Below are 14,589 nucleotides of genomic sequence, written 5' to 3'. Positions count from 1 at the left end.
TATGTCTAGTAGACAGAAGCAAGATGCTTTTGGCTATGTCATCCAAGTCTGGGAACGGAGATCGCGATGGCGACGTATCTGGACAGCACGTATCTGGGCAGCGGAGATGAGGGCAGGCGGAACCGGGACTACCGGCCGGCGTGGCTGGACAAGCTCGCCGACGACGTGACCATGGAGGCGTCCGTCATGACGGGCGTCGTGACCGGGCCGGAGGCGGTGCGCACGATTCTCGGCTTCGCCAAGACCCTGTACGACTACCAGGAGTTCGAGTACGCCGGCCCGTACGGCGAGCCCGGCTACGGGTTCGCGGAGGACTACAGCGCGCAGGTCAAGGGTGTCGCGCCGATCGGCAGCATCGTGGTCGTGCGCTACAACGAGGCGGGCCGGGCCCAGCACATCGTCATCAACCACCGTCCGCTCGGCTCGGTGCTGCTGTGGTCGCGGCTGATGGCCGAGCACTTCGCCGGCACCGAGTACGCGCAGTACTTCTCGGCCGATCCCGGGTCGCTCGCGGCCCCGGCCCTCCAGGGAACGCAGGTGCACTCATGAACGCGCTGCAGTACGACGTATTCGTCTCCGGCCTGGAGCCGGTACGCGGGGCGAGCCTTCCGGACGGCACCACGGCGAACTGGTCGCCGCTGGCACACACCCTCGTCCACGGCGCCCGCGAGGCGGCCGTCGTCGATCCGCCGATCACGCGCGGACAGGCCGCGGCGCTCGCGGACTGGATCGCCGCGCACGAGCGGGAACTGACCCACATCTACATCACGCACTGGCACGGCGACCACTGGTTCGGCACCGCCGAGCTGCTGCGCCGCTTCCCCCGCGCCACCGTCCTGGCCGGCGGCGAGACGCGTCGGCGCATTCGCGAGAGCGTGGCCGGCGGAAAGGTGCCGGAACTCTGGACCAGCCTGTTCGGCGACAAGCTGTCCGACGGAGCCGCACTGGCGGCCGCGGCGGCCGCGGTCGACGAGGTGCCGGCCGACGGATTCCAGATCGACGGCCACCGGCTGGTGTCGATCGAGGCCGGCCACAGCGACACCGACGACAGCACCGTCCTGCACGTGCCGTCACTGGGTCTCGTGGCAGCCGGCGACGTGGTCTACAACAACGTCCACCAGTACCTCGCCGAGACCCCGAACGGAGGACTCGAAGCCTGGCACCGCGCCCTCGACCTGGTTGCGACGCTGGAGCCACGACACGTCGTGGCCGGCCACAAGGACGCCCGGCGCCCCGACGCGGCATCAGACATCGATGAGACCCACCGCTACCTGGACACGACGTCCGCGCTGCTGGAGGCCAAGCCCACCCGAGCCGAGTTCTTCGCCCGGGTCGTCGACCTCTATCCGGAGCGGGTCAACCCCTACACCATCTGGCTCAGCGCCGGCCGGCTGCTCGCGGGCTAGGTGTACTGACCCGAGAGGTTAGGGACGCGGCTGGCTGGTGGCTTGCCTCCTAGCGCGGTGTGTGCGCGGTGGTGATTGTAGGCGTGGAGCCATCCGGCCAGTGCGTCCCGGCGCTCGGTCTCACTGGTGTAGGGCCGGGCGTAGGCCCATTCCTCCAGCATGGTGCGGTTGTAGCGTTCGACTTTGCCGTTGGTCTGGGGTCGGTAGGGCCGGGTGCGCTTGTGGGTGATGCCTGCGGCGGTCAGGGTGTCGCGGAAGATGTGGGACCGGTAGCAGGATCCGTTGTCGGTCATCACTCGGGTCACGGTGATCCCGCAGGTGGCGAAGAAGCCCTGGGCGCGGGTCCAGAATGCGGCGGCGGTTTCCTTCGTCTCATCGGGCAGGATCTCGGTGTAGGCCAGGCGGGAGTGGTCGTCGACCGCGTTGTGCAGGTAGCCGTAGCCGAGGTTGGGTCGGTTGGAGGCGGCGCGGGGTCGGGACGGGTCCCGGTGGGCCGAGCTGTTGCCCTTGCCGGCCTGTCGGCTAAGCACGCGGTGTCCGCCGCCGTCGGGGATGTTGCCGAGCTTCTTGATGTCGACGTGGACCAGGTCACCGGGCGCTGCGTGCTCGTAACGGCGTACGACCGTGCCAGTGGATCGGTCCAGGTGTGCCAGGCGGGCCAGCTTGTAGCGGCGCAGGACCCGGTGCACGGTGGATGGGTTCAGGCCCAGCAGCCAGGCGATCCGGGCCGGCCCCCACCGGCGGGCCAGCCGCACCTTGATGATCCGCCGCTCGCTGCGTGTCGGCGTCCTGCGTGGGCTGTGATGCGGCCGGGACGAACGGTCGGTCATCCCGGCCGCGCCAAGCTGGCGGTACCGGTCGGCCCACCGTTTGGCCGTGGTCGGGGACACCTGGAACCGCTCGGCGGCCCGGCGCAAACCCCAGCCGTCCTCGACAACGCAGCGCGCCAGGCGCAGACGGCCGGTCTCGGACAGGGGTGCGTTACGGTGGGGCATGAGGGCCTTTCTGGTCGCTGGTGCAGACGTCGCAATCCACACCAAGCCAGAAGGCCCTCACTCATTTCAAGATCACTCGGCCGTGAGCCCCGTCACCAACCTCTGTGGTCAGTACAACTAGGGCGCGTCTTAGAAGTCGGCTGACGGTTTGGCGCCGTTGCGGCAGCCATCCAGATGGTGACGTCTTTGGCGATGCGGCTGATGTCGGTCTGGACGGTCAGCTCGTGTTCGCGGTTGCGGACGTCGCGCAGCTCTACTTCGTAGCCGCCTTCGTCCAGCAGCGATACCGAGGCGAACCAGGCCGGGGCGTCGGCGTCGGGCTGGATGACGACGAACGTGTTGTTGGAGTGGTTCAGCTCGCCGAACATCATGAACAGCGCGTCTTCGGACGGGTCGTCGATGCCGTCGCCGTTCTCGGCGTCCGCGCGATAGTACGAGGCGGGCATCGATGTCCTTCCAGGCTGCCAGGGTGATCCGGTCGCGACCAACATTCCAGGTCGCGACCGGCGATCACAGCCAGTCGGTCAGGGCGGCGATGGTCACGGTGGCGGCAAACCGGACGGCCAGCTTGTCGTAGCGCGTGGCCACCGCCCGGTGTCGCTTGAGCCGGTTGATCCCGCACTCTACGGCGTGCCGCAGCTTGTAGTCCTCCCGATCGAACACCGGCGGTCGACCGCCGGCACTGCCACGGCGTTTGCGTCCGGCGATCTGGTCACGACGTTCCGGAATCGTGGAGTGCTTGAGCCGATCGGGCCGAGCCGGCAGCCTACCGGGCCTGGCCGGTGGGCGGGTCGGTCGCCCGACCCGCCCACCGGATCCTTATGGCGATGTGGTGTAGGTGAAGTAGTCAGCCGTTCCGGTCGCGCTCGTACCGACGTCGGTGGTGACCGTGACATCGACCGGGCCGGCCTGGCCCGGCGGCGTGACGGCAGTGATCTGCGAGGCGGAGTCCAGGGTGTACGGCACCGCCACGCCGCCGATGTCGACGCGGAACGTGCCGGTGAACCGTTCGCCGGTGATCGTCACCGTGGTGCCGCCCGTTGTCGGGCCCGAGGGCGGGCTGACCGACGTCACGATCGGCACCGGTGAGAAGAACGTGAACTTGTCCGCGGGGACGGCAGTGCTGGTGCCCGAGGTGTTGGTGACGGTCACATCGACGGTGCCGTTGGTCTGCGCCCTGGTCACCGCGGTGACCTGGGTGTCCGAATCGATGGTGAACGAGGAGGCCGCGGTCCCGCCGAAATACACCGCCGTGGTCGTGGACAGGTGGGTGCCGGTGATGACGACCGAGGTGCCGCCGCTGGACACGCCGCTGTTCGGAGTCATCGAGGCGAACGTCGGTATCGCCGCGTACGTGTACTGGTCGGCCTGCCCGGTGGCGCTGGTGCCGTTGTCGTTCGTGACGGTCACGTCGACCGTGCGCGCCGTCTGCGGCGGGACGACGGCGGTGATCTGCGAGTCGGAGTCGACGGTGTACGAGGCGGCCGGGACCCCGCCGAAGCTGACGCCGGTCGTGCCGCCCGCGCCGAGGAACGGCCCGCCGGTGACGACGACCGTGCCGCCGCCGGCCTCGGCGCCCTTCGCGGGGCTGATCGCGGCCACCGTCGGGATGACCGGCGCCCGGACGAACGCGGCCGGCCCTCGTACCGCCACCCATGAGGAGTCGGTGATGGAGCCGGTGACTTTCCCCGCGGCGACGTCGATCACGTAGATCGGGCCAGCCATGGAGTACAGCGTGTTCGGGTCCGGGCCGAAGCTCAGCGAGCCACACGGGATGTTCAACGTTCTGGTGACCGTCAGGCTGGCCATATCCACCACGGCGATGCCGTTGTCGGCACAGTAGTAGGCGGCGGTGCCGGTCGGATCGAGAACGCCGCCGCTACCTCCCTCGGGCATCGGAATCGTGGCAGTGATGGCGCGTTTGGCGGTGTCGATCACGTTCAGCCAGTGCGTCGTGATATGGGTGCCCAGGTCGTAATGCGACTGCGGGATGAGGGCTGTGGCCCCGTCCCGGCTCAGCACCATCTCCCGGTCGAGGTCGTCGTAGCCGATCGTGGCGGTGACGGTGTAGCTGGCGCTGTCGATCACCAGCAAGCCGCTCAGTGGCGGCGGCGACGGCAGCCAGGCCATCGTGTAGACAGTGGAGCCGTCCGGGGAGAACGTGATGCCGCTGGGCCAGCGCGCTCCCACATTGAAGGTTTTGATCTCCTGGTCGGTGCCGGTGTCGACCACCGAGATCTCGCCGTCGCCGCACTCGACCCACAGTCGGCTGCCGTCCGGGCTCAGCGCCTCGTCCGTGGTGTAGTCGCTGCACACGCCGATGACGTGAGTCACCCTGCTGGTGGCCGCGTCGATCACGGCGACCTCCCCATCGAACATCTGCGCGCTACCGGCGGTGAGAACGTAGGCGGTGCGCTTGTCCGGGCTCGCCACGACGAAGACCGGCTTGATCGGCACGGGCACCGAGTTGGCGACCGTGCCGGTGGCCACGTCGATGACATGGACCTGCCCCCTGTCGAAGCCGTGTTCGGAGTCCACGACATAGGCCAGGTCGGCGGCGGTAGTGGCGGTGGAGGCGCGCGCCGGCGCCGCAGTGACGGTGGCGATGCCGGTGGCACCGACCAGCCCCGCCACGACCAGAGCGAACGCGGACACCGCGGACGCCGATCGGCGCCCGGCATGCCTGAGTTTGGATAGCACTGTGAAGATCCCCTCCCGAAGGCGGGCGCCCATCCCGGCGCTCCGCACCTGAGATATCCCAGCCGATATAACCGGATTCGGGTAGGTACTTGCGCGCCAAGTTCGTCAGGGTTCGAAATTTCTTCCGATCTCGGCGGGCGCCATCCGGTCAGATCTGGCCGCGCACCATGCGCAGCAGGCGGTCGAGCACGCGTCCGCTACTGACGCGGAGCCCGTCGTGCTCGTACTCGTTGGTCGCCCACAGTCGTAGGCCCCTGATGGTCTCAGCGGTCTGCGGTTGTCGGAGCGGACCGGTCCGCTCCGGCAGATCCTCGAACACGCCGGTGTCGCCAAAGGCTCGCTCTACAACACCTTCGGCAGCAAGGAGGCGCTCGTGCGCGCCTACCTGTCCACGCGGCACGAAGGCACCACCGGCCGGTTGGAACGCGCCATCGACGCGGCCGGAGACCCACGCGAGAAGATCCTGGCCGTCTTCGACGCCCAGGCGCAGATCTTCCGCCAGCCGGACTTCCACGGCTGTGCCTTCGCCGCCGCCGACGCCACGGCCGAACCCGGCGGTCAGATCAAAGAGTCCACGGAGCAATACCGCAGCTGGATCGGTCCGCACCATGTTCACCCGCCTGGCCGAAGCGGCCGGCGCCCGCGATCCCGGGCGCCTGGGCGCCTGGGCGCCTGGGCGAACAACTGCAACTGCTCTACGACGGCGGGGGCATAGCCGCCGACATGGACCACATCCCCGCTATCGCCCAAGCTGCCCGCGCCGCGGCTGCGGCCCTGGTCGACGCGGCCGTCACAGCCCCCACGACCTGACCGCCCGGCACCCGGCACGATTCGCCTCGGCGGGACACGCGATCAGCTCGGATCGCCGTGTGACCCGTGTGTCCGTCCGAACGTCGTGGTGTTGTTACGGGCCCGGGCGGCGACGGCGAGTTGGCCGCTGTCTGACTTTATGTGCCCGTCCTTGACGTGCCCGTGGACTAGGGGCTGGCGGGCTGGCGGACTCGCGGGCTGGCGGCCTGGCCGCTGGGAGTCGCCGTGTCGGCGATCGGAATGCCCACGACGCCGACGGGGTTGTGGCAGCGCCGGTCGATCACCCGGCAGGAGCCCCGACCACCGATACTGGTCCAGACGAGGAGGAATCCATGCCAGCCGACAGCACCGGCAGCCCGACTCCGGAGCGCCCACGGATGCGCGCCGTCGTCCTGGAGGAGTTCGGTGTCGAGCCGACCCTGCGCAGCATCGAGCGGCCGACGCCCGGCCGGGGCGAGGTGCTGGTGCGGGTCAAGGCCAGCGGGGTGAACCCGCTGGACATCAAGATCAAGAGCGGCGCGGCGGGGCACGCGCAGGTCAAGCCGCCGCATGTGCTCGGCATCGACCTCGCCGGCGTGGTCACCGAGGTCGGTCCCGGCGTGACCCGGTTCGACGTCGGCGACGAGGTCTACGGCATGGCCGGCGGGGTCGGCGGGCTGCCCGGCACCCTGGCCGAGTACGCCGCCGTGGACGCCGACCTGCTGGCCCGCAAGCCCGTCCGGCTGAGCATGGTCGAGGCGGCGGCGCTGCCGCTGGCGCTGATCACCGCCTGGGAAGGGCTCGTGGACCGGGCCGGGGTCGGCCCACGCCAGCTCGTGCTGGTGCACGGCGGCGCCGGCGGCGTGGGACACATCGCGGTGCAGCTGGCGATCGCGCGCGGCGCCACGGTCTTCGCCACCGGCAGCGAAGCGAACCTGGAGACCATTCGCGGCCTGGGCGCCGAGCCGATCGACTACCGTGCGACGTCCATGGAGGAGTACGTCCAGTCGGCCACCGGCGGGGAAGGCTTCGACGTCATCTTCGACACCGTCGGCGGAGCCACCCTCGACCTCTCCTTCGCCGCGGTACGGCCCTACACCGGCCGCGTCGTCAGCATCCTGGGCTGGGGCGAGCACAGCCTGGCGCCGCTGAGCTTCCGCGGCGCCAGCTACTCCGGCGTGTTCACCCTGCTGCCGCTGCTGACCGGAAAGCACCGCGCGCACCACGGAAACGCGCTGGCCGCCGCGGCGGACCTGGTGGACCAGGGCCTGATCACGCCCATCGTCGACCCGACGCCCTACCACCTGGGCACCGTCGGCGAGGCGCATCAGGCCGTGGCGTCGGGAAGCCGGCAGGGCAAAGTCGCAGTCGCCGTCGGCACCGACACCGGTTCGGTCGAGCCCGAAGCCGAATCAGCTTCCTGATGCCGCCGTGCCCGGCCGGAGAACGATCCGGCCGGGCCCGGGGTGTGCGTCGCCGAAACGACGCCGCCTCAGCCCTTCGCCGCGAACCGCGCCGCGATCTTCGCACCAAGGCCGGTGACCCACTGCTTGTCGGCCTGCGTGAAGGAGGACGAGCCCTCCGGGCTGGTCACGTCGACCTGGATCACGACGTCGCCGAAGCGGACGAACACGTTCCACGTCTTGGTGGGCAGGCCGGGGATGTTCTCGACGAAGCCGCCGTCCCCGATCCCGCTCGGCAGCGAGGCCACGGTCGTGTCCCCGCATCCGGTCTCCGCCTGATGGCGGAGGTCGGCGAGTTTCTGGGCGCCGGTCCCGGCCTTCACCGTCAGCCGGAGGACGTCGGCCCGGACGTTCAGCCCGCTGGGCGTCGGCCCGGAGAAGGTGTAGTCCGGCACGGTCGGGCCGAGCAGATCCTTCTGGACGCTCGCGCACGCGTCGGTCACCAGGGTGGAGGGCCGGTTGGGCGTGCCGGTCACGTCGATGTTCCACCCGGTGCCGAAGTCCGACGTCTGAAGCAGGGTCGGCGGCACCGTGACGGCGGCCGCCGACTTCAGGCCGGGGGCGATGCCACCGCCGGACAGCACGCCGGTCAGGTCCTGCGGGGTGATCGGCGACGGCGAGATCACGGTGTCCGGGTTCGGCCCGATGCCGGCCGTGCCCTCCTTGATCGTGTAGTTCATCCAGAGGGTCTCCACAGCCCCGGCACCGCCCGGGAACTGCCGCATCGCGAAGATCGCCGTGAGCTTGCCGAACGACTTCGTCGAGCTCGCCAGGACCGACCCGTCGCCGAGTTGGCGGTGGTCGCACGCACCCCACGCCACCTGATCCGGGCCGTCGGGCTTGGCGGGGTTCGGATCGAGCGTCGACCAGGTCTCCCCCAGCCCCCCGGCGGTGCCGCAGCCGGGCATCGACGGCTGGAACTTCGCGTCGTCGCCGTCCAGGAACTGCGTGAGCAGGTAGCCGTTCGGCGAGACCTGGAGCCCGGCCGTACCGCCCCGCGCCGCCGGCTTGCCGTTCGGCGTCCAGGTGGAGTTGACCTGGACGTCGGCGAGGTTGTCGCCGCCGGCGTCGCCGAACGGCACGGCCTTGGCGGGGACCCCCTGGTTGGGGTTCGGGACGATGTGCGACGACGTCGGGTCCAGCCCCGCCAGCAGGGCCCCCATGTCCGTCACCGCCGGCTCGGGCACGGCGATGTACTTCAGCGGGGCGCCGCCGCCCAGAGACATGTTCTTGACCTCGACCGGTATGAAGTCGACCCGGTCCAGGACCGTCCCGGTCGACAGGGTCGGCGGCGCCGACAGCTTGGTCGCCGATGTGGCCGGTGCCGTCGTCGGCGACTTGGTCGGCGGCGGCGCCGTCGTCGACCGTCCGCCGCCGCCCGGTCCGGCCAGGCTCACCGCGATCGTCGCCGCGACCGCGACCACCGCGAGCGATCCACTCCCGGCGCCGACGGTCCGCAGCCGCCGCCTGCGGTCGCCGCCGCCGATGATGGCCTGCGCGTCGGCGTACCAGATGGGCTCCTCCTCGCCCCGCGTCGTGTCGAAAACTTCCCGCATCCACTCGCCGTCTTCGGTCATGACTGCTCCTTCTTCGTCATGAGGAGTTCCTCGCCGCCGGGGCGAGCGGGGTCGGGCAGGATCGAGCGCATCGCGGCCAGTCCCCGCGCGGTCTGGCTCTTGACGGTGCCGGTCGAGACGCCGAGCAGCCGCGCCGTGCCCTCGATGTCCTGGTCGTCGAAGAAGCGCAGGACGAGCACCGCGCGCTGCCCGGGCGGCAGCCGGCGCAGCGCCGCCACCACCACCTCCCGGTCCGACACCCTGGTCACCGCGCTGTCGTGGACCGCGGCCAGGTCCGGCATGGCGTCCGACGAGGGCTGCTCGCGCCGCCAGTGCGCACGCCGCTTCTCGTCGATGCAGGCGCGCAGCAGCGTGGTACGCAGGTAGGCGTCAACACCCTGCTCGGACCGGACCCGTCCCCAGGCGGCGTGCAACTTGATGAAGGCGACCTGCACCAGGTCCTCCGCCTGAGTCCAGTCGCCGCACATCAGGTACGCCATCCGCCGCAGCGCCAGCGATCTGGCCGCCACCAGCTTCGTGAACTCACCGTCATCAGGTCTGCGCATCGATCTCCTCCCCCGACTCCTCGGTATCGCCTCGCTATACGAGGGCGGAGCCCGGAAAAGTTGTCATCCGGCCCGAGAGTAGCGATCACAGTCGGAAAACGAACTCAGAGTCCTGCGAGACCTACCGCCTCACACACCACGTCTCTAGTTCATGACAGCCCATGGTTCCGCGCCCGCACATCCCGCGTCCCGGGGCCGTGGCGATGATCTGGAGGAAACGCTTGTGCTAGCACGTATCCGCCGTGTCTCGACACTTTCGGCGGCCATCGCATTGGCCGCGGTCGCCGTGATGGCCGTGGACGGCGCCGCCACGGCGACGACTGCCACCACGGCCGCCGCGTCTGCGGCCCGGCCGCTCGCCGCCGCCGGCGCCACCGCCGGCGCCACCGCCGCAGCGCCGCACATTAGCACCCTGCCAAACGGCGACCGGGTCCTCATCACCGGCTCCGGCCAGACCTCGAGCGTCGCGGTGATGGCGCCCGACGGCAGCAACGTCCCCGCCGTCCGCTACACCCCGAACGCGCAGCACTCCTACGTCATCCCCGAGTCCGTCCTGGCCGCGCCGGCGCAGTTCGTGGCGTCGCAGTACGAGCTCCCGGCACCGAGTGCACCCAGCAAGCCCGCGGTGATCCCGTACTTCCCGATGGGGATCGTGCAGATCAACGGCACAGGCATGGACGGCCGCGCCGCCGAAGGCTTCACCTTCCTCACCAACGTCGACGACTCCAACCGTTGGAGCAACCCGATCCCGCTGACCAACGGCGTGGCCCGGGTCGCGGTGCCCACCGGCCACTACTCGGCCACCACACTGTTCACCGAGACCGACCCGACGACGAACATCCCCACGACGCGCCAGCTGGTCCAGCTCGACATCACCGTCGCCGGAGCCGGCCCGGTCACCGTGACCGCCGACGAGCGCGCCGCGACCTCCCAGGTGACGGCCACGACGCCGCGCCCGGCGGTGCACGACAGCGGCATCCTGCTGGACAACCGCACCGACCTCAACGGGCAGACCAGTATCCTGATGACCCCGGCCGACGGGCCGACGTATACCAACGCGACCAAGCCGGCGCAGGTCGGCGGCTTCACCTACCAGGTGCTGGGGTGGGGAGCCTCCAGCCCGGCCGGGACCGCGGACCCCTACCTCTACGACGTGATGTTCCCGGCGTCCGACCACATCGCCGCGAACCAGAGCTACCGGATCGACGCCTCGACGCTCGGCACGATCCACAACTCGTTCGACATCGACCCCGGTTTCACGTCCCACAAGGGCGCGTACCTGACCGGATCGGTCTTCCCCAGGGGCACGGGGTTCGCGCGCGTCTACTCCGTCACGGTCCCGGGAACCCTGACGACGTACTACGGCCCGCCGGCCGGCGGCGCGGAGTACGTGCGGGACGTCATCCCCGACGCACCGGCCGCCGGCATCGAACCACCCATGATCGATCTGCAGACGTTCAACCCGGCCTACACCGGTCCGACCGAGTCCTGGCGGACCTGGGGCCACGGCCCGCTGACGCCGCAGGCCGGCCGTTACGGGGGTGACGCGCCGTGCCGTTCCTGCGCCGACGGCGGCGTCGTGGACCTGGGGCTGGACGCGCTTCAGGACAGCAATCCGGACACCGTCGGCGGGCCCGGAGGTCCGGCGAACAGCCACTTCACCGTCTACCGCGACGGCGTCCAGATCGCCTCGCAGGACGGCTACCCCTGGGTCGAGGTCACCGGCCAGTCCCAGCAGCCCGGCACCTACCGCCTGGTGTTCGACCAGGACCTGAGCCAGTTCCCGCTCGCGCAGTCCACGGCGACGCACACCGACATCACCGTGCCCTACACCCCGACGCCGGACCCTGCGTGGACCTTCCCGGTCGCCAACATCTGCTACGCGCAGGCGGGCGGCACCACGCCATGCTCGATCCTGCCGGTGCTGAATCTGAACTACCAGCTGGCCACCGACGACACCGGCACCAGCCACGGCCCGGTGGCGGTGCTGGCGCTGACGGTCGGCCACCAGTCCTACAACGGGGCCGGCTCGAATGCCGCGATCACTGCCGAGAGCGTCTCAGTGTCCTACGACAAGGGCGTGACCTGGACGCCGGCCTCGGTGATCCCGGCCGGTCAGGGCCGCTTCGTCGCGCTGTGGAAGAACGGCGCCAAGGGCAGCACGCCCTGGCTGAAGGTGACCGCCACCGACGCGCTCGGCGGGTCCATCACGCAGACCGTCGCCAACGCCTACACGATCGGCTGAGGGGAATCAGAGTTATGACTTCGCTTCTGAATCGCAGAATACTGACCACATTTGCCGCCAGCATGCTGACCGCCAGCGCGATCGCGGTAGCCGTGACGCCGGCCGACGCCGCGACTCCCGTCTCCCGCACCACCGCTGCCGGTGCTGCTGCCGGTGCTGCTGCGAGCAACGTGAAGGACGTCTGCGGCACGCCGAAGCCCGGCTTCGACCGCTGCTTCGCGCAGATCCGCACCGACGCGCACGAGCCGGCCCACATCAGCCGCGCGGCCGGCACCGCGGGCAAGCCCGCCACGCCGGCCGCCGCTCCGGCCGGTTTCGGCCCGGCTGACCTGCACTCCGCCTACGACCTGCCGATGGCCGGCGGGGCGAACCAGACCATTGCGATCGTCGACGCCGGGGACGACCCCACGGCCGAGGCCGACCTCGCCGTGTACCGCACCACCTACGGCCTGCCCGCGTGCACCACCGCCAACGGCTGCTTCCGCAAGGTGAACGAGCGCGGCGCGGCCTCCCCGCTCCCGGCCGACGTCGGCTGGGGCGTGGAGGAGGCGCTGGACCTGGACATGGTCTCGGCGGCCTGCCCGCAGTGCAGGATCCTGCTGGTGGAGGCCGACCAGCCCAGCGGCACCGACCTCGGCACCTCGGTGAACACCGCGGTCAAGCTCGGCGCCACCGAGGTCTCCAACAGCTACGGCGCGACCGAATCGAGCACCACGCCCGCCGACGCCGCGTACTACTCGCACCCCGGCGTCGCGATCACCGTCTCCTCCGGCGACCGCGGCTACGGCATCCCGAACGAGCCGGCCGTGTTCTCCTCGGTCATCTCCGTCGGCGGCACCTCGCTGACCCGGAACTCCAGCACCCGCGGCTGGTCCGAGACGGCGTGGAACGGGGCCGCCAGCGGCTGCTCGGCGTGGGTCGACAAGCCCGCCTGGCAGACCGACCCCAACTGCCCCGGCCGCATGGTCGCCGACGTCTCCGCCGACGCCGACCCGAACACCGGCCCGGCGGTGTACCTGACCGACTATGGCGCGCCGGGCTGGATCATCGTCGGCGGCACCAGCGCCTCCGCGCCGTTCGTCGCCGGCGTCATCGCCCTGGCCGGCAACCCCGCCAAGTACCCGAACGCCGCGGCATTCTACGCGGCGTCCGCACAGGCGGGCCTGAACGACGTCGTCGGCGGCTCGAACGCCCCGAGCACGGTCTGCGGCGGCGACTACCAGTGCAACGCAGTGGTCGGATACGACGGACCGACCGGGATGGGGACGCCGAACGGGCTGTCCGCGTTCTAGGCGTCCGGCCGAAGCCGCGGGCGGGCGCTCCCGTCCGCCCGCGGCCCGAACCTACGATGGCCTCATGGCCGACTTCTTCCATCCCGAGACAAGCCCTTACGACACCGGGTTCCTGGACGTCGGCGACGGCAATCGGATCTACTACGAGCAGCTCGGCAACCCCGAGGGGAAGCCGGCCGTGTCGCTCCACGGCGGCCCGGGAACCGGCGGCAGCCACCGCCCGACGCGTTTCTGGGACCCGCAGGCGTACCGGGTGGTCCGCTTCGACCAGCGCAACTGCGGCTACAGCACCCCGCACGCCAGCAATCCGGCCGCGGACATGTCGGTGAACACCACGGAGCACGCACTGTCCGACATGGAGCGGCTGCGCGAGCACCTCGGCATCAAAAAGTGGCTGGTGAACGGCGGCTCGTGGGGCGCGACGCTCGCACTGCTGTACGCGCAGCGGCATCCCGACCGCGTCAGCGAGATGGTCATCCCAGCGGTGACGATGACGCGCCCGGAAGAACTGGACTGGCTCTACCGCGGCGTACGCCGCATCTTCCCCGAGGCATGGGAGCGCTTCCGCCGCGGCGTGCCCGAGGCGGAGCGCGACGGGAACCTGCTCGCGGCATACTCGCGGCTGATGGAGCACCCCGACCGGTCGGTACGGGAACAGGCCGCCGCAGACTGGCTCGCCTGGGAGGACGCGGTGATCTCGCTGGAGCCCAACGGCGCCCCGCATTCGGCGGACGGGACAATCGACGACACGCTCCTGGCCTTCGTCCGGATCTGCGCGCACTACTACAGCCACGGCGCATGGCTGGCCCCGGACCAGGTACTGCGCGACGTGGGAAAGCTCGCGGGAATCCCAGCGGTTCTGATCCACGGCCGCCAGGACCTGGGCTGCCCGGTGCAGACGGCATGGGAGCTGTCCCAGGCATGGCCGGACGCACGCCTCGTCGTAGTCGAGGACGCCGGACACACCGGGAGCACGGCGATGTCGCGCGCCGTGATCGAGGCGATCGACGGGTTCGCGGCGCGCTGAGGCTGTGGGCGGCGGTGTCGGGCGGGTGCGGTGAGGGCGGGGTTTACAGGCGATTTTTACGGCTTCGCCTAAGGTTTGGTGACCTCGCAGGGGGACGCAGTTCGGTTCAGCGAAACGATCTGCGCTGGCGGCCGGCGGCGAGCGCGGACACGACCCCGCGCCGGCCCAAACCACCGCGCGGAGCATCGGCGGCCTGCGGTTGGCAACGGTGGGCGGCAGTCGGACCGGCGCGCGCGATGCGGTTGGCGGCTCGCGTGAGGACTGGCGCCTTGGTGGGTGCGGATGGTGACGGGGCAGCGTGGCCGGTGGTGTGGTGAGGGGGTCCGAAGGACCATGTGGGGTGTTGGTTCTGGGTCCCTCGCCGCGTCGACGGGCGAAGCCAACCTGGCCGGGCTGGTGGTGTCCAGCCGAACGAGGCCCGGCCACAGCAGCAGCGATGCGGCTGGACACCGCCAGACCGGACCAATGCCGCGTAGTTAAGAGTTCTGGCCCGTTGTCAACTGCGCTGAATTTGACCAGGTGGGCTTCGGATACGGTGCCCTCGCCGCCG

Annotated in this window: 13 protein-coding genes; 7 read left to right on the top strand and 6 right to left on the bottom strand. The window is 70.3% G+C overall.

The features are described 5' to 3' along the window. The first annotated feature begins 66 nt into the window (after positions 1-66). Together ABH920_RS24850 and ABH920_RS24845 are read left to right on the top strand one after the other, a co-directional pair. Positions 67-549 carry a hypothetical protein gene (locus ABH920_RS24850; protein WP_370351516.1) on the top strand — a complete coding sequence of 161 codons (483 nt, stop codon included), beginning with the start codon at positions 67-69 and terminating at the stop codon, positions 547-549. Next, a complete protein-coding gene (locus ABH920_RS24845) occupies positions 546-1,406 on the top strand; it encodes an MBL fold metallo-hydrolase (protein ID WP_370351515.1) in 861 nt (286 codons plus the stop codon). The genes ABH920_RS24850 and ABH920_RS24845 overlap by 4 nt, the downstream gene beginning before the upstream one ends. Here ABH920_RS24845 and ABH920_RS24840 read toward each other — a convergent pair. From ABH920_RS24840 to ABH920_RS24825, 4 genes are all read right to left on the bottom strand, one after another. Next, on the bottom strand, positions 1,403-2,401 hold the full coding sequence (locus ABH920_RS24840) for an IS481 family transposase (protein ID WP_370351514.1): 999 nt from the start codon (positions 2,399-2,401) through the stop codon (positions 1,403-1,405). The genes ABH920_RS24845 and ABH920_RS24840 overlap by 4 nt on opposite strands. 92 nt (positions 2,402-2,493) lie before the next feature. Further along, positions 2,494-2,847, bottom strand: a complete 354-nt coding sequence (locus ABH920_RS24835; RefSeq protein ID WP_370351513.1) for a hypothetical protein — start codon at positions 2,845-2,847, stop codon at positions 2,494-2,496. 64 nt (positions 2,848-2,911) lie between these two features. Continuing rightward, entirely contained in the window at positions 2,912-3,109 is a 198-nt protein-coding gene (locus ABH920_RS24830; RefSeq protein ID WP_370351710.1) for a transposase, read from the bottom strand. 111 nt (positions 3,110-3,220) lie between these two features. Beyond that, a complete protein-coding gene (locus tag ABH920_RS24825) occupies positions 3,221-5,056 on the bottom strand; it encodes an IPT/TIG domain-containing protein (protein ID WP_370351512.1) in 1,836 nt (611 codons plus the stop codon). Positions 5,057-5,378: 322 nt separating this feature from the next. Here ABH920_RS24825 and ABH920_RS24820 point away from each other — a divergent pair, with 322 nt between their 5' ends. Together ABH920_RS24820 and ABH920_RS24815 are read left to right on the top strand one after the other, a co-directional pair. Next, positions 5,379-5,816 (top strand): TetR/AcrR family transcriptional regulator, encoded by a 438-nt coding sequence (locus ABH920_RS24820; RefSeq protein ID WP_370351511.1) that lies wholly within the window; start codon positions 5,379-5,381, stop codon positions 5,814-5,816. 427 nt (positions 5,817-6,243) lie between these two features. Further along, positions 6,244-7,314, top strand: a complete 1,071-nt coding sequence (locus tag ABH920_RS24815; protein WP_370351510.1) for a zinc-dependent alcohol dehydrogenase family protein — start codon at positions 6,244-6,246, stop codon at positions 7,312-7,314. Positions 7,315-7,382: 68 nt separating this feature from the next. On the opposite strand, the gene ABH920_RS24810 is transcribed toward ABH920_RS24815, so the two are convergent. Then, a complete protein-coding gene (locus ABH920_RS24810; RefSeq protein WP_370351509.1) occupies positions 7,383-8,930 on the bottom strand; it encodes a hypothetical protein in 1,548 nt (515 codons plus the stop codon). Then, positions 8,927-9,475: a SigE family RNA polymerase sigma factor gene (locus tag ABH920_RS24805; RefSeq protein ID WP_370351508.1), complete on the bottom strand. Its 549-nt coding sequence runs from the start codon at positions 9,473-9,475 to the stop codon at positions 8,927-8,929. Before ABH920_RS24805 ends, ABH920_RS24810 begins: the two co-directional genes overlap by 4 nt. A 223-nt stretch (positions 9,476-9,698) precedes the next feature. Between ABH920_RS24805 and ABH920_RS24800 the strand changes: the two genes are divergently transcribed. From ABH920_RS24800 to pip, 3 genes are all read left to right on the top strand, one after another. Continuing rightward, a complete protein-coding gene (locus ABH920_RS24800) occupies positions 9,699-11,720 on the top strand; it encodes a hypothetical protein (protein ID WP_370351507.1) in 2,022 nt (673 codons plus the stop codon). Positions 11,721-11,782: 62 nt separating this feature from the next. Beyond that, complete coding sequence (locus tag ABH920_RS24795) at positions 11,783-13,012, top strand: S8 family serine peptidase (RefSeq protein WP_370351506.1); 1,230 nt, start codon at positions 11,783-11,785, stop codon at positions 13,010-13,012. Positions 13,013-13,076: 64 nt separating this feature from the next. Then, positions 13,077-14,039 carry a prolyl aminopeptidase gene (gene pip, locus ABH920_RS24790; RefSeq protein WP_370351505.1) on the top strand — a complete coding sequence of 321 codons (963 nt, stop codon included), beginning with the start codon at positions 13,077-13,079 and terminating at the stop codon, positions 14,037-14,039. Positions 14,040-14,589: the final 550 nt, after the last annotated feature.

This window comes from Catenulispora sp. EB89, assembly GCF_041261445.1.
Lineage (GTDB): Bacteria > Actinomycetota > Actinomycetes > Streptomycetales > Catenulisporaceae > Catenulispora.
Note: the sequence above shows the minus strand (reverse complement) of the source record. Positions and strands in the feature narration are given on the sequence as shown.

Excerpts from the sequence above, each read along its gene's own strand:
- ABH920_RS24850 (WP_370351516.1), top strand. The coding sequence starts at position 67 with ATGGCGACGTATCTGGACAGCACGTATCTGGGCAGCGGAGATGAGGGC.
- ABH920_RS24845 (WP_370351515.1), top strand. The coding sequence starts at position 546 with ATGAACGCGCTGCAGTACGACGTATTCGTCTCCGGCCTGGAGCCGGTA.
- ABH920_RS24840 (WP_370351514.1), bottom strand. The coding sequence starts at position 2,401 with ATGCCCCACCGTAACGCACCCCTGTCCGAGACCGGCCGTCTGCGCCTG.
- ABH920_RS24835 (WP_370351513.1), bottom strand. The coding sequence starts at position 2,847 with ATGCCCGCCTCGTACTATCGCGCGGACGCCGAGAACGGCGACGGCATC.
- ABH920_RS24815 (WP_370351510.1), top strand. The coding sequence starts at position 6,244 with ATGCCAGCCGACAGCACCGGCAGCCCGACTCCGGAGCGCCCACGGATG.
- ABH920_RS24810 (WP_370351509.1), bottom strand. The coding sequence starts at position 8,930 with ATGACCGAAGACGGCGAGTGGATGCGGGAAGTTTTCGACACGACGCGG.
- ABH920_RS24805 (WP_370351508.1), bottom strand. The coding sequence starts at position 9,475 with ATGCGCAGACCTGATGACGGTGAGTTCACGAAGCTGGTGGCGGCCAGA.
- ABH920_RS24795 (WP_370351506.1), top strand. The coding sequence starts at position 11,783 with ATGCTGACCGCCAGCGCGATCGCGGTAGCCGTGACGCCGGCCGACGCC.
- pip (WP_370351505.1), top strand. The coding sequence starts at position 13,077 with ATGGCCGACTTCTTCCATCCCGAGACAAGCCCTTACGACACCGGGTTC.